Raw genomic sequence first — 20,556 nt, 5'->3', positions numbered from 1 at the left:
AGCTTCGGTGCGATGAATGTGATTCACAGCGGGCTTATAAAACCGATGGCAGAAAACTATGAGGTTTACCTAATGTCCACTTTGATATCCGGTGAAAGACTTATCGAAATCAACAAACATTTTGATATCAGCTTGAAGAGAATCGAACATGATATTCCGTCAGAAGGAAGTTGGAGCCGCATTCTGCGTAAAATCGAAAAGGCAATCTTTCTTCAGCATTTTGAAATTGCAACACAACGGATTAAAAACGAAGCCTCCAACTCATTTCACCAATTGCTTATTAACAAGATAACATCAATTCTGTTCTATTTGGGTTTGACAAGGGTTATCCTAGTTTTTTTAAGAAGATACATTATCCGGCTCACTGCTTTTTCAGATCAGCTTGACAAGCTTAGGGAATACCGGTTCAAAGCAATAATTTCGTCGTCTCCCCTTGATATCCGGGAAAACAGGATCGTAAATTTTCTCAATATCCCCTCAATTGCAATGGTTATCAGCTGGGACAATTTAACTTCAAAAGGAATTATAAATGCCAACTATGATTATGTTTTGGTATGGAATCAGTTTATGGCGGACGAATACCGGCACTTTTATTCCATGTTCGAAATACCAGATCAAAAAGTCTGCATTACAGGAATTCCACGTTTTGACATATACTTTCAAGATCAGCCCGATGAAGATTCTGGGTTAAAATTTAAAAGAGAATTTCAAATTGGAAAGAACCAGAAAATTGTCCTTTTCGCAACGAGCGCCAGCAAACATTTTCCTGACCAGTCTGCAGTTGTCGACGATCTCAATGAATTTGCAAAGATATGTAAGAATGTTGTCATCATCGTAAAATGTCATCCCGGCGATCATCCGGGTAATTATAAAGCATTCGCACAGGAAGAGAATTTACGCTTCTGGCCCGCTTCAAATATTGAATTTTCACCGCCCACCAGTTTTTCTGAATGGTTTCCCGAGATGAATTTTCTCCATACCCTCTCCCAAATGCTCCGGCACTGCGACGTGTGTATCAATATAGCTTCAACTATGACGTTGGATGCTTTGGCCTGCAACAAACCGGTTATCAGTATCGCTTATGATGGCAACCTACAAAAACCTTACCCGAAATCGGTCAGAAGATTTTATGATTATTCCCATCAGATCCCTTTGGAAGAGCAAAAGCTTGATTGCAAAGTCAGCAGCCGTGAAGCATTATTTTGCGAGCTGGAACGATTGCTGGATCAACCTACGTCACAACAACAGACCAAAAAATTGCAGCCCTTCATTCACCATACGGTACCAGAATCGGTGGAATCCACCATGCTATTGATAAAGGAATGGCTGAATTAATAATTGAAATTTTACGAAAGGCGTCCCTTGCATTGATTTTGGTTAGTGTACTGGGATATATTTTTCCAGAAATACTCGATTTAGGCGAGAATGCATTTCAAGCCCGTGTTGTGCTCGCATTCTTTCTCTATTGCGGATTAGCGTTGTTTTCCAATTCACGCGACAAGCTTTTTCATCTCATCAGTATTCCGGTTCTCACGCAATTTTTACAGCTCTTTCAGAAATATGCATTTACGGCAGGTGCCAATTCCTTCTGGCGGCTGTTTCCCTTTATGATTACCGACGTATATCTTGTTTATTTTTTATCAGGCAAAAATCCGGTCTTATCTGTTGGCGAAAAGTCGTTACTACTCTCCTGGATTTTGGCAAACACACTTTTTATCATGATCTCGCCAAATCTGGCTCATATCATCTGGGGCAGTTTTATCCTCATTATCATCACCTTACCACTTTATTTTTGTTACCTGCGACTAGCAGCGCAGGCTATAGATTTTCAAGTCCAAACCGAAAAATATCTCTGCCTGATATTTCTCATCCTCGGAGTCGGGACTTTTGGACTAGCCGTGGCTGGAACCGCCTACAAAGGTTCGGATAATTTACTCGTAACCAGAAACATAACTGACACCAATGTGACCATGGCCTACTTCATTTTGCTCTGGCCATTTGTTCTGCTTTACAACAGCCGGTCCAAAGTGCCACAATTGATCCGCCTCGCCTATCTTGCAATCTTTTCCGGGATTGTCATTATTTCATTCTCGCGCGGAGCAATTTTTATCATCATTCCTTATTTAACCGTCAGCATAATTGTTGCCCGAGACTACATGCATGGCAAATGGCTATTGGTCCCTGCTATCCTTGCATTTGTATTCTCCACAACGATTTCAGAATTCTGGGATAATCACGATCTGGCATATTTCTGGAAACTACGCTTTGGGGACATGGTCTCAACTGATGGTTTTTCACGGATGCAGCAAACCAGTGGAAGAGCAGAAATTCATGATATCGCTTATGCATTGTTCCTTAAAAACCCTGTCACAGGGCATGGAACCGGAAGTTTTGAAATTCTGGGGCCTGGGTATCGGGAAGCACATTCCCTTTTCTTCACCCTCCTCGCCGAACAAGGTCTCGCAGGCTTCATTTACCTCTATGGAACATTGATCCTGCTCGGCAGCACCCTTCTGAACACGGCGAAAAAGGACAGGAAATACATCCTGTTACCTCTCAGTTTCACTTTTTACATCATCTTCAACCACACGGTAGGCAGCGTGTTTGTCATCATCCCGGCTAAAAGTATTACCATTAATTGCATTGCCCCCATTTTATTGATCTGCCTGTATTTCTATGGAAGAGCGTTGGCAGATCATCTGCCTGACAAGCTATGAGTAAGATCCTTATTTTGGGGAAAATCCCTCCGCCCATCGGCGGCGTCACGGTTCATGTTTCCAGGCTTATTGAATGGCTTTCGGAGCGAAATTTTAACAAGTTCGAGTTTTGCGATATTAAAAAACGGTCTGCTTTTTACATTTTCTTGAAGATTCTTCAATGCAGATCCATCCATCTGCATATTTCCAATCCCTATATCCAACTCCTTTTCGCCATTTTTTGTAAAATAACTTTCAAAAAATTGCTGCTCACCTATCATGGGAACTGGGGCAGGTACGGTTATTCAAAAAACATTGCAGTAAACCTTTCGGCTTGTCTTGCATATATACCTATTGTTCAGAATGAGGAAAGTTTGGTGAAAGCAAAGTGGTGGAACCGAAATACAGTCCTGATATCCACTTTCATAAGGTCGAAGAGGATTAAACCATTGCACAAAGAGCTGTCAGATAAAATTCTACACATCAGAAAAGCATGCAGGATGCTTTTCTGCACCAATGCATGGAATCTTACTTTTGATAAAGAAGGAAAGGAAATTTACGGGATTCTCGATATTGTTCTTAAAATAGCAAATACACCGGGAGCAGGTCTGGTCATTTCCGATCCCTCGGGAAATTACCAGCCTTACGTCAAAAGACATTGCCCTGGAATTACCGCTAACATCATTTTCATTTCCGAAAACCACGATTTCCGGAATGTTCTGGCTCTGTCCGATGCATTTATACGTAATACCACGACCGACGGCGTATCGCTCTCAATCCACGAGGCTATTGAGAAGAATGTGGTGGTACTTGCTTCTGACGTGGTGAGGCGGCCAGCCATGTGCAGGTTATATACTGATTTCTCAAAGGTAAATCTGGAAGAAGAGTTACATGAAGGGAGGCAAAACCTGAACAGTTCTGCCGGCTCGGGATCCGGTCCCGACACGCTCGAAATGTTAATGCAGCTTTACAATCGTATATAAAAAACAAAGGCATAGAAAAATTTCCATGCCCTGTTTCACACTATACACACACTATATTTTTAATTTCTATATATCACTTGGGGATAAAATCGTTGCTAGAATTCGTTACAGCAAAATAACAAATTAAACTAATCAGAAAAAAGCATTTCCAATGCTAAATTCTAAACCTGTGTACAAAGTTAGGCACAAATTTGTAAAAAATTCAGGGTAATGAAACTTCAGGCATTAAAAATAGTAAAATATACTTCAAAACTCGCACACCTCTATTACATTCGTGTGAAAGACAAATAGCTTACGCTCATTTATGGAAGCATTATTTACCGTCGATGCACTCATCAGTTTTCTCACGCTCACCCTTTTGGAAGTAGTCCTCGGCATTGATAATGTAATATTTATTACCATTGTCGCAGCAAAGCTTCCGGCCGACCAGCGAAAAAAAGCACAAAATAACGGATTACTGATCGCCCTTGTCCTCAGAGTTGCTCTATTGTTCGCCATTTCATGGGTGATTGGTCTGAAAGAAGACCTGCTTACGCTTTTTGGACATGGTTTCAGCGGACGGGACCTCATACTTCTGGGCGGCGGACTTTTCCTTTTGTACAGTACCACCAAGGAAATCCACCATAAACTGGAGGGAGACCCTGACGAAATTCCTGGTGCTGGCAAATCAGCTGAAAAAGGTCACCTTACATTTGGGAATGCACTCGTGCAGATTGCCTTGCTTAATATTATTTTCTCTTTTGACTCGGTACTCACCGCAGTGGGTCTCGTAAAAGAAATTCCTATTATGATCGCCGCAGTTGTAGCTTCAACCTTTATCATGATTGCATTTGCGGGCAAAATCGGTGATTTTGTAAATAATCACCCTTCTATCAAAATTTTAGCATTGTCTTTTTTGTTAATGATTGGTACCCTGCTCGTCGCAGAGGCTTTTCACTACGAAATACCCAAAGGCTATGCTTACTTCGCTATGGCATTTTCGTTCCTGGTTGAACTTCTGAATATGAAGCTGGACAAGAAAACAAAGCCGGTACACTGAAAGAGCATATAAAACAGTATTTGAAAGAAAATCAATGAGACTTAATCCCGAAACCGTTGACCGAATAAAGCAATCCGCAGACATTGTGGAGGTGGTGGGGGATTTTGTATCACTCAAAAAGAAAGGCGCCAACTATTCTGCATGCTGCCCTTTTCACAACGAAAAAACACCTTCTTTCAACGTCAACCCGGTCAGGCAGATCTACAAATGTTTTGGCTGCGGAGCGGCGGGCGATTCGATCAAATTCGTTATGGATATCGATGGGATCGGATATGGTGAAGCATTACGTTACCTGGCGAACAAATACAATATAGAGATTGAAGAAGAGGAGGTTACAGATGAAGAAGCTATTCGTCAGAATGAAAGAGAGAGCCTTTACATTGTATTGAATTTTGCCAAAAATTTCTACCAGCAGCAGCTGCACCACAGTGAAGAAGGGCAGTCAATCGGTTTAAGTTATTTTAAAGAAAGAGGTTTTACCAACGACACCCAGAAGAAGTTCGAACTGGGTTACAGCCTCGATACCTGGGATTCGTTTTCCAAAGAAGCACTTGAGAAAGGCTATTCCGCCGATTTGCTTGAAAAAGCAGGATTGCTGGTCCATAAGGAAGGCAGCCAGACTGCCGGTTACGACCGTTTCCGCGGTCGTGTCATTTTTCCGATCCATAATGTTGCCGGCAAAGTCATTGCGTTTGGTGCAAGGATCCTCAAATCCGACAAATCAGGATCTCAAAATCAACGCGGTGCCAATCAGCCCAAATACCTTAATTCGCCTGAAACCGAGGTTTATCACAAAAGTGATGTGCTCTACGGGGTTTTTCAGGCCAAAAATGCGATCCGTCAGCAGGAGCTCTGTTATTTGGTAGAAGGTTACACGGATGTAATCTCTCTGCATCAGGCGGGCATAGAGAATGTGGTAGCTTCTTCCGGAACATCGCTTACGGTTGAACAAATAAGGCTGATCGGCCGCTTCACGCCTAATGTTACCATTCTTTATGACGGAGATATTGCCGGGATAAAGGCTGCTTTGCGCGGGCTGGACCTGGTACTGGAAGAAGGTCTGAATGTCAAAATTGTGCTCTTCCCGGATGGGGATGACCCGGATAGCTATGTCCGGAAAGTTGGGGCCGAGGCTTTTAAAGACTATTTACGGAAAGCTGCGAAGGATTTTATAACCTTTAAAACCGAAACTTTATTACAGGACGCAGGCAATGACCCGTTCAGGCTTGCGGCCGTGATAGGTGAAGTTGTCAACAGCATTATCAAGATACCGGATGCGATCAAGCGGCAGGTTTTCTTTCACCGGACATCGGAAATGATGAAAGTGGATGAGCAGATGCTGATCACGGAAGGTAACAAGCTGCTGCGCAAACTGCATACCCAGAAGCCACAGGACCGCGGCAACCGCCAGTCCAATGCTGTACCCGACGGTCCGGATAATCTCGAAGCACTTTCGGGCAGGAACTTTTCCGAAGACGGGGACACTTTGCCTCCGGATCTTTTTGCAACAGATCAGGTTCAGGAGGAGCTTCCGCAACGTACCAAGCTATATTATCAGGAAGAAGCATTTATCAGGCTGCTGGTCATGTATGGTACGCGTGAGCTGGAACCGACGATCACCGTCTGCCAGTATGTTCTAGGGGAAATCGAGGGAATTGATTTTAAGGATGCCGTTTTCAGCCACTTGCTCTCTTTATTCAGGGAAAATTTCAGCCGTAACCAGGTGTTATCGACAGAGTATTTCCAGCACCATCACGAACCTGAAATACGAAATATAACCATCAGCTGGCTGGCCAGCAAGTATGAACTGAGTGAACTATGGTCAGAAAAATACGAGATCTATGTTCCGTTTGAAACCGACGTTTTAGATAAAACTGCCTTTATCAATATTTTGAGGCTTAAAAAGGCTTTTATAGAGGAAAAGATGAAGGTATGCCTGCAACAGGCTGTTCATGCAAAAACTGAAGAAGAGCAAACTGCAGTTATGAATGAGTTTATGTTTTATAAAAGCATCAGCATGGCGGCTGCGAAAGAACTGGGCAGCGTAATCGGATAAGCCTGCATCCAACCGACATTTTATTGCAAGTTGATCCAGCGATATCCATAAATTTTCTGACTATGAAATCTTACCCGATCACGATTCTGGCACTACTGAGCTTATTTTTATTTAGCTGCGGAACGTCCTATAAAATCCTGAAACCGAAAAAGGAGGACAGTTTCAAGTTATCAGATTATACGACTTTCGGCTTTTTTGACATAGAGGCACAAGGCGATACCATTTCTGAAAACTTCGAAAAACGGATCAGTACCATAAAAAAGGCCATTTCCGAGAATCTTCAGACACGCGGGCTGGACGAAGCCCGTGATCCTGCACTAAAAATCAATATTGCCACGTCAGTGAAAGAAGAAACCCAGACCCGGCAAACCGATTTCCGGACGGAGGGATTGCCGAGATATATGGGACAAAGAAGATATTCCTGGAAAAGTGAAGAAGTCCCGGTGGGTAAATACCGCGAAGGAACTTTGATGATCGATCTCGTCGACGCAGCCAATAATAAAATGGTCTGGCAAGGAGGGGTTGAAGGAATTATTCCTGAAAAAAGTCAGAATTTTGATCAGGATATCAACAAGGCAATTGCTGACATTATAACCAGCATTCCCTGATATTCCACAAGCAAAAAGGGACGTTCCCGTGAAGGAAAAGTCCCTTTTTAATATCATTGGAAGACGAAGATTTAAGCATTGTTATTCACTGTGCTCCGAACTCTTTCACCTACGGAATCTGCTACGGAACCAGCTTTTTCTTTCACTGTACCTACATTTTTCAAAAAACCATCTTTCAGTTTATCAGCCAAAACAGATAATTCTTCAAGACTCTGTTCATACTTGTCTTTGGCAGAACCTCCAAGATCATTCGCTTTGTTCTTGATCAATTTGCGTGTGTCTTTTCCGTTCTTAGGAGCCACCAATAGGCCTATGGCAATACCTGTCAACAATGCACCTATTGAGCCTATCAAAAATTTTTGGTTCTTGTTCATACGAATTTCTTATTTTGTGATAATAAAACATTAGATCAGAAATATAACTAAAATATCGTGCCAAATTGTACATTACAAGCCTGTTTACCTCCCAAAAATATCACAGCAAAAATGCTGCTATGCGTAGCATTGCTCGGGCCCGGGACAGTACTGGCGCAGTGGAAGAAACTCGATATCCATACTACCATCAATATGCGGGCGGTACACACGGTATCGTCCAATACCTGTTGGATAGGTGGCTCGAAAGGAACTGTTTTGAAAACGACCAACGGTGGAAATAGCTGGAGTACCTTTAAAATCACCGGCGCCGACTCGCTGGATTTCCGTGATATTTATGCATTTGATAAACAGACTGCCATTGCGATGAGTGCAGGCCTGGCGGAGGAAGGGAAAGCCAGGATCTATCGTACTGAAAACGGAGGCGAAGCCTGGAGCGTTGTGTACCAAACTACACAAAGCGGGGTTTTTCTGGATGGAATTGACTTTTGGGACAAGAATAAGGGAATTTGCGTAGGTGATCCTACCGAGAGACACCTTTTTGTAATAACCACTCAAGATGGTGGAAAAACCTGGTCGGAGCTTCCTCTCAATAAACGTCCCCTAACCGAGGCCGGAGAAGCTTGTTTTGCAGCCAGCGGCACATCTGTTCTTGCCACGGGGAAAGGCGATGCATTTGTAGGAACAGGTGGCGGCAAAATGGCGAGGGTTTTCCGGTCAGAAGATTACGGACAAACCTGGCAAGTATCTTCTACGCCATTGCCAGCCGGGCCTACCAGTGGTATTTTCGGATTGAGGTTTTGGTCAAAGAAAAATGGAATGGCAGTGGGCGGAGACTACAAAAGAACAACCGATTCAACACAAAATGTGCTGTTAACCGGCGACGGCGGCATTACCTGGCAACTGACGAGCATGACAAAACCGGCAGGACTTAAAGAATGTGTGGACATTTACCATAAAACAAATGCAACCTGGAACGGAGATACTCAAATCCGGGCAGATAATTATGCATTAATTGCAACAGGCCCATCTGGCAACAGCGTTTCTCTGGACAGAGGAAAATCCTGGCAAGTGCTTGGCAAGGAACCGTTTCATGCAGTAAGTTTTGCAGGAAATGTCGGGTATGCAGTTGGAGCTAAAGGACTGATTGGAAAAATTAATAAAGTTTCAACCAAAAAAAGAAAGAAAAAGCTGGTGCTGATTGACCAATAACAAGGTCATATTCTTTCGATAAGCTCTTTTACTTTCCTTATTTCTCTGCCCATCAGATGATCTGCGATGGCTGCCGCATGATCACGTCCGTTTTCAATAAAGATCTTTTCTGTGAAAACACCGGCCATAACGGTCCCGCATAAATACAGTCCGGGAATATTGGTTTCAAAAGTATCAGGATCGAATGTTGGCACCTTTGTGGCTGGATCCAGCGCAATGCCACAGCGGAACAGCAAATGTTCATCAGGCAAATAGCCGACAAGCAGAAAGACAAAATCCGCCGGTAACCATTCCGTTTCACCGGTTTCGATGTTCTCAATCTGGATACGTCCGGGTTCAATGGCTTTGGTGATGCTGCTAAACCGGGTATGGATCTTTCCCTCCTTTACACGGTTTTTCACATCCGGTACCAGCCAGTACTTCACTTTGGTACGAAAATCTGCTTCTTTATGAACTATCGTAACATGGGCATCGTGCCGGTATAATTCCAGCGCAGCCTCCACAGAAGAGTTGGAACCACCTACCAGAACAACATTTGTATAAGAATACTTGAACGGTTCATCGTAGTAATGTGAAACATGCGGAAGGTTTTCTCCCGGCACATTAAGCATACGCGGCACATCGAAATAACCTGTGGCCAGTACTACTTTCTTTGACTGAAAAATCTGGCCGTCGTTGGAATAAACCAGAAATGTACCGTCAGGTTGCTTCTCGGTCCGGTCCACGTCCACAAAAAGCTTGAAATTAAGGTGATAATAGCCGGCCACCTTTCTATAATATTGCAATGCCTCGTTCCGGTTGGCTTTTACCTCCGAAATCGCGAACGGTATACCACCAATTTCAATGTTCTCGGCAGTTGAGAAAAAGCGCATACGCCTGGGATAATTCCGGATCGATTCGGTAAGATTACCTTTTTCCAGAATCAAATAATCAAGACCGTTTTTTGCAACTTCGATCCCCATAGCCAGCCCGCAAGGCCCGCCTCCGATGATAATTACGTCGTATATATGCATTTTTGAAAGATTATTCACTTTTGGCTACCGGCCGGCAGCTATCGGCTATCGGCTTTGATTACTCGGCTTCCGGCAAAGACATTTTTGATAGCCCACAGCCGATTGCGGAAAGCCATCAACCCTTCTTCTTAACCAGTTATTTTCAACATTGGTTTCTGAACTTTGTAAATTGCCTTTCTGTTGAAAATCTTTACCCAGATCAATAATTTCGCCATTTGACACAGCCAGTCGAGATATTTGCTAAAAACCTCAATGAATGGGGAAAACGGAAAATTCCGTTCGTATTTCTCGTGGATTATCTGGCTCAAAAACCATTGGCCTGGCGGCTCGAAGATGTAGACCCTCGTTGCCTTCGGTTTAATCTGAACGGGTTCCGCAATCTGGGCTTTGGAACTGAACACCAATTACCCGGAAACTTCAGTTTTCATAAATTCCCCATCCCTTTTCCGGAATATCAAAAGCGGTTTGATCACGTAATCAAAAATTTAAAAGCAGGAAATTCCTTCCTTGTGAATCTCTCCGCCCCTACTCCGGTACAAACCGAACTGAGCCTGTCGGAAATTTTTGAAAACAGCGAAGCCCCTTACAGGATTTTGTATAACAATGAATTTGTCTGTTTTTCACCCGAAATATTTGTCCGGATTCACGGTAACCATATTTCATCCTTTCCCATGAAAGGTACTATTGACGCCTCCATTCCGGATGCCGAAAATATGATCCGGTCAGATTACAAGGAAGCCGCCGAACATGCTACGATTGTAGACCTGATCCGGAATGATATGAGTATGGTCGCTGAAAAAGTCTGGGTGGAAAGATACCGTTATATCGACCGGATTAAAACCAATGACAAGACACTTTTACAGGTCAGCTCGGAGATAGCAGGCATGCTCGCGGATGATTTTAACGGTCAGTTCGGCGATATCCTTTTGAAATTATTGCCGGCAGGATCCATTACCGGCGCACCCAAGCCCAGCACTTTAAAGATCATCAGGGAGGCAGAAGGCTATGAAAGAGGTTATTACACGGGTGTTATGGGGTATTTCGACGGAGAAACCTTCGAAAGCGCGGTAATGATCCGTTTTATTGAAAACCAGAACGGAAGCCTCGTTTTCAAGAGCGGAGGAGGAATTACAGCACTGAGCCAGGCACAAAATGAGTACCAGGAATTAATCGATAAAGTTTACCTTCCGTTCAATCATGCAGCACACTTTATGTTTTGAAACGATTTGCGTTGAAAACCGTAGATTAAAAAATCTTGAATTCCACGAAGCCCGTCTTAATAAAACCCGCCGGGAATTGTATGGATTCACCGATTTCTGGAACTTGTCGGAAATGATCATCATTCCTGATTCTATCGGGAATGAAATCCATAAATGTCGGCTTTCGTACGCAGCAGAAATTGATAACATACGCTGGGAACCTTATACACTCCGTACTATCCGTAAAATTCAGCGGGTTTACCACGATAGCATTGATTATTCGTTCAAATTTGAGGACCGCACAGAGCTTAATACGTTATTCGCGCAGAGAAACGATTGCGATGAAATCCTGATCATCAAAAACGGACTGGTAACCGACTCGATCTATTGCAACGTTGCGTTTTTCGATGGAGAAAAATGGTTTACACCCGATTCTCCCCTCCTGCCCGGCACCCAGCGGGCACACCTGCTGACTTCCGGGTTGATCCAGGAAGCTACCATCCGGGAAGTTGATATTGAAAAATATGAGCAGGTCAAATTGTTCAATGCCATGGTGAGCTGGGAGAATGCACCGGTGTTGGAAGTAGGCTTGATTGATTAAGTTTATTTACATTTTCAGATTCAAAAGTGTAAATTTGATAGTATGGATATTCATACACAAAAGATCGAATTAGCTAAGAGGCTGTTAGACACCGACGATGAAAGTATCATCGATGCCGTCAATGCTAGTTTTAAAAGCCATGATCAAAGCAATAAATGGGGAGATTTACCGGACAAAGTAATTTCCGACCTGGAAGAATCTATCCGGCAGGTCGATGCCGGTAAAGTAGTATCAAACGATATCGCCAGGGAAACGTATAAGAAATGGCTATAAATATTGTCTGGTCTCCGAGAGCCTTGGATAATTTTCATGACGTCATTGCTTATCTGGAAAGAAATTGGAATAGTCAGGTCATAAAAGATTTTGTAATAAGGACCGAGAAGGTAATTCATCTAATTTCACACCATCCAAAAATGTTCCGGCAAATTTCTGAACACACTTTGATAAGGGAGCAGCAATGACCAAACATAATCTTCTACTTTACAGGGTTGGTACCAACCGAATTGAAACTACTGGCGGTTTTTGATACACGCCAGCACCTCAGAAAAAAGAAAATTTAAATAATCCTCCTGCCAATGACCTCCCTTTTTGAGGAAGAAACAACCTTATTCGCTGATTTGATATTGCCGGTCCCGATTCCCTCTTTGTTCACATACAGGGTTTCGAGGGATATAACCGAGCTCATCAAAGTAGGGGCGCGGGTGATCGTCCAGTTTGGCCAGAAGAGGGTAATAACTGCTGTTGTAGCAAAATTACATTCCAATCCTCCGGTTAAATACCAGGCCAAATACATCCTGGAACTTCTTGATGAACAACCCATTATAACCACGCGACAGCTTGAACTTTTCAGCTGGGTAGCGGAATATTACCTCTGCAATATCGGCGAAGTAATGAACGTGGCCCTGCCGGCCGGACTCAAAATCACCAGCCAGTCGAGAATTCAGCTGAATCCTGAATTTGAATATGAAGAATTGCTGACCGACCTGGAAAGAGTGATTTTGGATGAAATAAAAAAACATCAGACACTCTCCTATGAAGAAGTAGAGCGATTGCTGGGCAAATCCAACATCACATCGATCATCAAATCCCTTGTCGGCAAGCGGGCGGTGATTTTGTATGAAGAGGTTAAAGAAAAATACAAACCAAAAGTTGTCAAGAAAGTAAAGCTCAACAATTCTTTTCTGACAAACGATTCATTGGTGCAGCTCACTTCCTCGCTCGACAAAACGCCGAAACAGCAGGAGATACTGCTCAAATACCTGAGCTACATACCGGTTTACAACAATCCCGACCTAAATCAAAAGGGTCTGGACAAATCCATTTTTTCGCAGGACAACAATATTTCTGACGCTGCTTTGCAGACTTTAATTAAAAAAGGTGTTTTTGAGCAGTTTGAAATTTTCGTCTCGCGTTTTGATGATATCCCGCTGCACAAAGCCGCCGAGATTTCTTTAAGTGAGTCCCAGCAAACAGCATCCAGACAGATCTATGACCTGTTTTCGGAGAAAGAAGTGGTACTCCTCCATGGAATTACCGGCAGCGGCAAAACCGAAGTCTATATTGAAATCATCAAAAAGGTCCTGGAAAACGGCTCGCAGGTGCTATTCCTCCTGCCTGAGATTGCACTCACAACCCAGATCGTCGTGAGGTTAAGAAAAGTGTTTGGCGATACGATGGGAATTTATCATTCCAAATTTTCCGATAACGAACGCGTGGAAGTCTGGAAGGGGATTCTCGACGGGAAATTTCAGTTTGTCGTCGGCGTGCGCTCCGCGATTTTCCTTCCATTTGACAACCTGGGCCTGATCATCGTGGACGAGGAACACGAAACCAGCTACAAGCAGCACGAACCCGCCCCCCGCTACAACGCCCGCGATATGGCTGTAATTATGGCCTATATGCATAAGGGAAAAGCGTTGCTCGGTTCTGCAACACCTTCATTGGAGAGTTACTACCACGCCCGAACCGGCCGGTATGGCCTGGTGGAAATGACACAACGGTTCGGGAATGCAGCCATGCCAACGTTTGAATTAATTGATACTAAAAAAGAGAAGAAGCAGAAACAGATGAAAAACGAGTTTTCATCTGTACTCCGGCAGCATCTCGAATACAATATTAAGAATAAGGAGCAGACCATTCTTTTTCAAAACCGCCGCGGATATTCTCCTTACCTGCAATGCGAAGAATGCAGCTGGATTTCCGAGTGCGCCAATTGTGACGTCAGCCTTACTTACCACATGAAGGCCGGCGAGCTCAGGTGCCATTATTGCGGACATAAGGAGGAAGTCCCCCGTACTTGCCCCAACTGTGGCTCTACGAAGGTCAAAACAATGGGTTACGGCACGGAAAAGATCGAAGATGAATTACTCCTGATGTTCCCCGAAGCCCGCGTTCAGCGAATGGACCTCGATACTACTCGCGCCAAAAATGCATATCAGCAGATTATCCAGGAATTTGAAGAAGGTGGTATTGACATCCTCGTCGGCACACAAATGGTCAGCAAAGGCCTGGATTTCGACAATGTAAGTATGGTAGGAATTTTTGATGCCGACCGGATCATTCATTTTCCCGAATTTCGGGCATCCGAACGTGCGTTTCAAATGCTTACCCAGGTAAGCGGACGCGCTGGCAGGCGACCTGAAAAGCCGGGCAGGGTTTTGATCCAAACCGCCAACCCGGGTCAGCCATTGTTGGAAAAAATCGTGAATAATGATTACATCGGAATGTATGAGGCCGAAATCAGTGAACGTGAACAATTCCATTATCCGCCATTTACACGACTGATCAAGATAACGGTCAAGCATTTAGACGAAGCCGTCTCGCGACGGGCAGCAGGTATTCTGGCCGAAAAATTAACGGCTAATCTGGGCAAAAGCAGGGTGCTCGGGCCTCAACCTCCCCTTGTCGAAAGAGTAAGAAATCAGTTTTTGTTCGACATTCTGATTAAACTTGAGAGAGAAAAGATTAATTTTAAAGCGGCAAAATCATTTATTCAAGAAAAGGTAATTGATATTTTAACCGACAAGACGCTAAAAAGCATCCACATCGTCATAGATGTGGATTGTGTATAAAATCATTTTCATTCCGCATATTAAATTATGTCTTCCAAAAAAACCAGAATCGTTGCTACGGTAGGTCCTACCTCCGAAACTAAAGAAACACTACATGCATTGGCTAAGGCCGGAGTGAATGTATTCCGCCTGAACTTCTCACACGGCACACACGCCGACCACCTGACAAGACTTAATACAATTCGTGAAATAAACGAAGAATTCGGTTTAAACCTGGCGATCCTTCAGGATCTACAGGGACCAAAAATCCGTATCGGTCTGGTGGCTGAAAAAGACGGTGTTTTGATTGAAGCTGGTAATAAACTGATATTGTCAAATACCGAAATACTGGGTACTGCCGAAAAAGTAAGTACACCATACGACGGCATGTACAATGATGTAAAAATCGGTGACCGCATCCTGATGGACGATGGTAAACTGGAAGTTCTGGTTACCGGTATCGACGGAACGGATGTAATTACGGAGGTGATTTATGGTGGACTGCTTAAATCCAAAAAAGGCGTGAACCTCCCCAATACCCGGGTTTCGATGCCATCCGTGACTACAAAAGACTATGAAGATCTCGACTTCGGACTCGAACATAATGTGGAATGGGTTGCTCTTTCTTTCGTACGTACGGCCGCAGAGATCATTAAAGTAAAGGAATACATTGCAAACAAAGGAAAGTTGGCGAAGCTTGTTGCCAAAATTGAAAAACCGGAGGCCATTCTTAATATTGATGAGATCATTGAGGCAACGGATGCTATTATGGTTGCCCGTGGTGATTTGGGGGTTGAGCTTCCGGCAGAAGAAGTTCCGATGATCCAGAAGATGATCGTTGACAAATGTAATAAAGCAGGCAAGCCCGTAATCGTAGCCACCCAAATGCTGGAGAGCATGATCGAGAGCCCGCGTGCCACGCGCGCCGAACTGAACGACGTTGCCAATTCAGTTCTCGACGGAGCGGATGCGGTAATGTTGAGCGCCGAAACCGCATCAGGAAAATATCCGTTGCTGGCTGTTGAAAGCATGACCCGCACCATCGAAAAAGTGGAATCTTCTACGAATAGCATTTATTTCAGGCACCATGCTTTTGTAAACGAAACCCCCGGCGTTAACAAGCTGAACGACAATGTAGTAATGAGTGCATGTCGTCTGGCTCGTGATACGCACGCAAGCGCGATCATCGGGATTACACGTTCGGGATACACATCTTTCCGCCTTTCTCACCATCGCCCGAAAGCAAGTTTGTTCATTTTTACATCCAACAAAATGTTGATGAACCAACTGGCATTGTATTGGGGAACGAAAGTTTATTTCTATGATAAAGACCAGGACGTATCTACCGATGATCTGATCGAGGATATCAAATTGTTCCTGATCGAAAGAGGCGAATTGCAGAAAGGGGACGTATTCATAAATACCCTTAGCATACCGGTTTCCAGACAACGTAAGACAAACACAGTGAAACTTAGCGTAGTAGAATAAGTTTTTATCTATCATCAATTTCTAAAAGCAGCAGAAACGGTTTCTGCTGCTTTTTTGCATTTTATAGCCGCGACCGGTGGTACATTCAAATCTACCTATGATTAACTAGCCCGGCGATCCTGATCAAAATTGTTTATATTTGATTATAAGCAAATCACCAAACATATGATAGCTTCACCATATCCTGCCCGAATTCCTGAAAAAATCTCAGGCAAAAAAATACCCAGCGTTCTGATCCATGAAATAATTGACGGTAAACCTTACTACCTGAAAGGCTACCGCGAAGTATTGGCCAAAACCAAAAAGATCGAGGACATTATGGGTTCCAGTTCGCTGCAGGCTTTCCTGATTACCTATCTGACCATCTGGATAGGGAAACAACTAGACGAAGACAAATATTTTATATTAACGAATGAAGCCGGCTTACATCTGGACAAAGGCAATAATCTGGCAGGAGATCTTTTGATTTTTGATAATAAAAAACTGACCATTGATAAAATCGACAGGAACTATGCCAATGTGCCTCCCAAAATTGCGGTTGAAATAGATATTAATGTTGCTCTCGAAGGTTATGAAGAGCATAGTTATATGGTTCTTAAGATCAAAAAACTCCTGGATTTTGGTGTTGAAAAGGTAATTTGGTTTTCGACAGCGTCTAAAAAAGTGATGATCGCCACTGCGGACGAGGAATGGCAGACCCAAAACTGGGACAAAGACGTGGAAATACTTGACGGGATTGTTTGCAATGTTGGAACGTACCTAAAAGAGAAAGGCTCTGAATTTGCCTGAAAAGACATTTTCCTGAACATGAATTTCACCCTGGAGCGATGAAGTATTTTCATCGCTCTTAATTTTTTCTAAATAACTAATAAAATAGTTTTAAAACTAACAAAATAGTAATACCTTTGAATTACCTGATATACAACGATAAATACAAAGACATACCGTCATGGAAATACGCACTTTAACACGAGCCGAGGAAGAGATCATGAGGATACTCTGGCAACTAAAGAAGGCCTTCGTAAAAGACATACTGGCCGAAATGCCGGAGCCCAAACCAGCCTACAATACGGTTTCTACGATCATCCGGATCCTTGAAAAAAAAGAGGTGGTTGGCTACACTGCTTACGGCAAAACACATGAATATTACCCCCTGATCAGCGAGGAGGAGTACAAACGCCATGAAATGCAGCAACTGATGGTCAATTATTTTGACAATTCCCTGCCCAATCTGGTGTCTTTTTTTGTCAAGGACAATGACCTTAAAACCCAAGACCTGGACGAAATCATGAAGTTGATCAACGCTCACAAAAACGAAGAATAACCAATATTAGCCATGGAAACTCTGATTTATCTCGGCAAAGTAAACCTGTATTGGATACTGCTTTACGGCTGCTATTGGCTCATGTTGCGGCGCCATACTTTTTTCCATTGGAACCGTTTTTATCTGCTGGGTTCGTTATTGATCGCCTTTGCCTTGCCGCTGGTTATTTATCCTGCTGCGGCTCCTGCGTTGCCCGCCATTTATGAAGTAAACAGTGCATCATTTTCGGTATCGGCAGCCTATACCGAGGAAAAAAGTTTCGTCACCTGGACCAATTTTATGCTGGCGGCTTATTTTTTGGGGATAGCAGTGATGCTGGTCAGTTTTTTCAGGCACACGCGGCAACTCAAAATGTTTCTGTCCCGGGGAGAGAAAATACAACTGGACGATTGCACAATCATCCTGATCGACTCCAATCTCGTCGGTTCTTTTTCATTTCTGAAATGGGTCGTGATTAACAGGAATGATTATGAAAATCATTTTGATGCCATTCTCAGGCATGAAATGGTACATACCAGTCAACTGCACAGCATCGATATTCTAATGCTGGAAATTCTGAAGGTAGTGTTCTGGTTCAATCCTGTTTTACTGCTCTATAAAAAATCCATGCAGGAAGTCCATGAGTTCCTGGCGGATTCTCAGGCTCCAAACCGGGAAACCTACGCCAGATTCCTGGTAGCTTATGCGCTCAATGCCCCCATTGCCTCCCTCACAAATCATTTTTTTAAACCATCTCAAATCAAAACCAGAATTCAGATGATCTACAAAAATCGCACTTCAAAATGGTTACTAAGCACATACATATTAGCCATCGCCCTGATCTCCGGCACGGCTCTGTTCATAGCCGGCTGTGAGCAAACCGAAAATACAGAACTGGAAGAAGCCGGGTCAAAAGCAGAGAACAATTTTGCTGCTGCCGGAGAAGGTGGATCATTCGCCGGCAAAAAAATATTCAGCGTGGTGGAGGAACAACCGGAGTTCCCGGGAGGTACTGAAGAAATGTACAGATTTCTTTCCGAGAATATCAAATATCCAGAAAGTGCTGCGAAAGCAAACGTGGCGGGACGTGTTTTTCTCTCATTTGTAGTTACAGAAACAGGCGAAACCAAAGATATTACCGTACTTAAAGGGATTGGATATGGTTGCGATGCAGAAGCGATACGGGTACTTTCCAAATTCCCTAAATGGAAACCCGGAAAGCAAAGCGGTCAACCAGTGAATGTAAAATACAATCTTCCGATAAATTTCCAATTGGATGATGAAGAGAAGGAGCAGTCCTCCACGAATGACACTTTCCTGAAACTCGATACAAAAGGAAAAATTCCACTGGTCGTAATTGATGGGAAAATTATCGGTAAGAAAGATGCGTCAAAAATAATCGCAAGCTCCGATATCGAGAGGGTTAACGTTTTCAAAGATAAATACGCCACCGATAAATACGGAGAAAAGGGTGCAGACGGCGTACTCGAAATTACAACCAAGAAAAAATAACCAAATGGATCTGGTCGTCTATTTCGGGAAAGTGAATCTTTACTGGGTACTTTTCTACATCCTGTATTGCCTCATGCTTCGCAACCATACGTTCTTTCGCTGGAACAGGGCATATTTGACCGGCACGCTGGTACTTGCTTTCCTGCTGCCATTTATTACATTTCCCGAACAAGTCCCCATCGTTCCAGCAGCTGCGCAGGAAGTATCCTTTTTGCCGGCTTACAACGCTTCTTCCGAAGTCAAGCAAGGTTTGGATCAATGGATGCAGTTCGTATTTGCAGTCCAGATAATCGGCTCCTTACTTATACTATTCAAGTTATTCGAAGGGATCAAAGACCTCGTAATGTTAATCAGGAGAGGAGAAGCCATTGAAATGGGGGATTTTACACTAGTTCTTTTACCCAATAACGAAATCGGGTCTTTTTCTTTTCTGAAATGGCTGGTTGTCAACCGCACGGACTATGAACAATTTTTTGAGCCAATCCTAGTGCATGAGTCAGTCCACATCAGGCAATTCCATACCCTCGATATTCTGTTGATTGAACTGCTTAAAATTCCTTTCTGGTTCAATCCTGCACTTTGGTTATATAAAAAATCAATACAGGAAATACATGAATTTCTGGCAGATGAAGAAGTGCCGAACCGTGATTATTACGCAAGATTTCTGGTTTCTTATAGTCTTTCAGCGCCAATAGCGACACTGACCAATCATTTTTTTAACTCTTCCTTGTTAAAAAGCAGGATCAAAATGATTTACAAAAACCGCGACTCCAAATGGAGACTAACCAAATACTTCATGATTTTACCGATCATTGGAGTTGTGGTTGTTCTCACGGCTGCACGTACGAGCGTAATGGATTCGGTAACACAGCAGTATACTCGTGCAACTGTTCCTGACAAAACAAGCTCAAATGCTAAGGCAAAATCGGTAAACAAATTTTTTAAAACTGAAGACAGAGTTGTTTCTTCAAAGACAAGTCCAAAAACTGATTCTCTTCCTGCTAACAAACCACGAGATATAAAACCGACTTTGGTTGCAAAAATTCCATCTGATGAAACATTGTCACAGCCCATTCCAGGTGTCAGGATAAGAGGAGCAGGAGAATTAAACTTAACAAACCACTTTTCAACCGAAGGTATGCCTATACCAGGCGAACGAATCAACATTGACACTCCGAGAACATTCGCTGCCGAACCTCTGATTTTTATTGATGGAGTTGAACAAAAACTTCGAGGCACCGCCGGATTCAGTCATATTAATGAAAACGACATTAAATCCATTAGCGTGTTAAAAGGCGGAGCCGCCATCGCCGCCTACGGTGACGAAGGTAGAAATGGCGTAATACTAATTTTAATGAAAGGGAACTGACTTTAAATTTCCTAAAAAGCTTGACCTGTCAATGCTTAAAATGCCCCTTCTTCACG

The 20,556-nt window shown here is 43.3% G+C and carries 18 protein-coding genes; 16 read left to right on the top strand and 2 right to left on the bottom strand.

Translation table 11 applies throughout. The features are described 5' to 3' along the window. Positions 1-45: 45 nt before the first annotated feature. The 6 genes from FBF61_RS18680 (at position 46) to FBF61_RS18655 (ending at position 7,382) form a co-directional block, all read left to right on the top strand. Complete coding sequence (locus FBF61_RS18680; protein ID WP_166444563.1) at positions 46-1,335, top strand: CDP-glycerol glycerophosphotransferase family protein; 1,290 nt, start codon at positions 46-48, stop codon at positions 1,333-1,335. Next, complete coding sequence (locus FBF61_RS18675; RefSeq protein ID WP_138480024.1) at positions 1,323-2,717, top strand: O-antigen ligase family protein; 1,395 nt, start codon at positions 1,323-1,325, stop codon at positions 2,715-2,717. The genes FBF61_RS18680 and FBF61_RS18675 overlap by 13 nt, the downstream gene beginning before the upstream one ends. Next, the gene (locus FBF61_RS18670; protein ID WP_138480022.1) at positions 2,714-3,679 is read left to right on the top strand and encodes a glycosyltransferase; all 966 of its coding nucleotides are present in this window, start codon (positions 2,714-2,716) and stop codon (positions 3,677-3,679) included. Before FBF61_RS18675 ends, FBF61_RS18670 begins: the two co-directional genes overlap by 4 nt. 304 nt (positions 3,680-3,983) lie before the next feature. Further along, a complete protein-coding gene (locus FBF61_RS18665) occupies positions 3,984-4,718 on the top strand; it encodes a TerC family protein (RefSeq protein ID WP_138480020.1) in 735 nt (244 codons plus the stop codon). Between the two features lie 34 nt (positions 4,719-4,752). Continuing rightward, positions 4,753-6,774: a DNA primase gene (gene dnaG, locus FBF61_RS18660; RefSeq protein ID WP_138480017.1), complete on the top strand. Its 2,022-nt coding sequence runs from the start codon at positions 4,753-4,755 to the stop codon at positions 6,772-6,774. A gap of 62 nt (positions 6,775-6,836) precedes the next feature. Beyond that, positions 6,837-7,382 (top strand): DUF4136 domain-containing protein, encoded by a 546-nt coding sequence (locus tag FBF61_RS18655; protein ID WP_138480016.1) that lies wholly within the window; start codon positions 6,837-6,839, stop codon positions 7,380-7,382. Between the two features lie 71 nt (positions 7,383-7,453). Here the strand turns inward: FBF61_RS18655 and FBF61_RS18650 are convergent, their stop codons facing one another. Continuing rightward, positions 7,454-7,756, bottom strand: a complete 303-nt coding sequence (locus tag FBF61_RS18650) for a YtxH domain-containing protein (protein ID WP_138480014.1) — start codon at positions 7,754-7,756, stop codon at positions 7,454-7,456. 111 nt (positions 7,757-7,867) lie between these two features. Here FBF61_RS18650 and FBF61_RS18645 point away from each other — a divergent pair, with 111 nt between their 5' ends. Continuing rightward, positions 7,868-8,965 carry a WD40/YVTN/BNR-like repeat-containing protein gene (locus tag FBF61_RS18645; RefSeq protein ID WP_138480012.1) on the top strand — a complete coding sequence of 366 codons (1,098 nt, stop codon included), beginning with the start codon at positions 7,868-7,870 and terminating at the stop codon, positions 8,963-8,965. Between the two features lie 5 nt (positions 8,966-8,970). On the opposite strand, the gene FBF61_RS18640 is transcribed toward FBF61_RS18645, so the two are convergent. Beyond that, entirely contained in the window at positions 8,971-9,978 is a 1,008-nt protein-coding gene (locus FBF61_RS18640) for a YpdA family putative bacillithiol disulfide reductase (protein ID WP_138480010.1), read from the bottom strand. 215 nt (positions 9,979-10,193) lie between these two features. On the opposite strand from FBF61_RS18640, the gene FBF61_RS18635 reads away from it, so the two are divergent. The 9 genes from FBF61_RS18635 (at position 10,194) to FBF61_RS18595 (ending at position 20,500) form a co-directional block, all read left to right on the top strand. Then, positions 10,194-11,198, top strand: a complete 1,005-nt coding sequence (locus FBF61_RS18635) for an aminodeoxychorismate synthase component I (protein ID WP_138480008.1) — start codon at positions 10,194-10,196, stop codon at positions 11,196-11,198. Beyond that, positions 11,176-11,778 (top strand): aminotransferase class IV family protein, encoded by a 603-nt coding sequence (locus tag FBF61_RS18630; protein ID WP_138480006.1) that lies wholly within the window; start codon positions 11,176-11,178, stop codon positions 11,776-11,778. Before FBF61_RS18635 ends, FBF61_RS18630 begins: the two co-directional genes overlap by 23 nt. A 42-nt stretch (positions 11,779-11,820) precedes the next feature. Then, the gene (locus FBF61_RS18625; RefSeq protein ID WP_138480004.1) at positions 11,821-12,051 is read left to right on the top strand and encodes a hypothetical protein; all 231 of its coding nucleotides are present in this window, start codon (positions 11,821-11,823) and stop codon (positions 12,049-12,051) included. 302 nt (positions 12,052-12,353) lie between these two features. After that, on the top strand, positions 12,354-14,849 hold the full coding sequence (gene priA / locus FBF61_RS18620) for a replication restart helicase PriA (RefSeq protein WP_138480002.1): 2,496 nt from the start codon (positions 12,354-12,356) through the stop codon (positions 14,847-14,849). A 27-nt stretch (positions 14,850-14,876) separates the two neighbouring features. Next, positions 14,877-16,316: a pyruvate kinase gene (pyk, locus tag FBF61_RS18615; protein WP_138480000.1), complete on the top strand. Its 1,440-nt coding sequence runs from the start codon at positions 14,877-14,879 to the stop codon at positions 16,314-16,316. Positions 16,317-16,481: 165 nt separating this feature from the next. Then, positions 16,482-17,105 (top strand): Uma2 family endonuclease, encoded by a 624-nt coding sequence (locus tag FBF61_RS18610; protein ID WP_138479998.1) that lies wholly within the window; start codon positions 16,482-16,484, stop codon positions 17,103-17,105. A gap of 160 nt (positions 17,106-17,265) precedes the next feature. Further along, the gene (locus tag FBF61_RS18605) at positions 17,266-17,640 is read left to right on the top strand and encodes a BlaI/MecI/CopY family transcriptional regulator (RefSeq protein ID WP_138479996.1); all 375 of its coding nucleotides are present in this window, start codon (positions 17,266-17,268) and stop codon (positions 17,638-17,640) included. A 12-nt stretch (positions 17,641-17,652) separates the two neighbouring features. Further along, complete coding sequence (locus FBF61_RS18600; protein ID WP_138479993.1) at positions 17,653-19,131, top strand: M56 family metallopeptidase; 1,479 nt, start codon at positions 17,653-17,655, stop codon at positions 19,129-19,131. A gap of 73 nt (positions 19,132-19,204) precedes the next feature. Further along, a complete protein-coding gene (locus tag FBF61_RS18595) occupies positions 19,205-20,500 on the top strand; it encodes a M56 family metallopeptidase (RefSeq protein ID WP_166444562.1) in 1,296 nt (431 codons plus the stop codon). The last annotated feature ends 56 nt before the right edge of the window (positions 20,501-20,556 follow it).

The organism is Dyadobacter bucti, assembly GCF_005869225.1.
GTDB classification, from domain to species: Bacteria; Bacteroidota; Bacteroidia; order Cytophagales; family Spirosomataceae; genus Dyadobacter; species Dyadobacter bucti.
The sequence above is the reverse complement of the archived record's forward strand: the minus strand, read 5'-3'. Positions and strand labels throughout refer to the sequence as shown.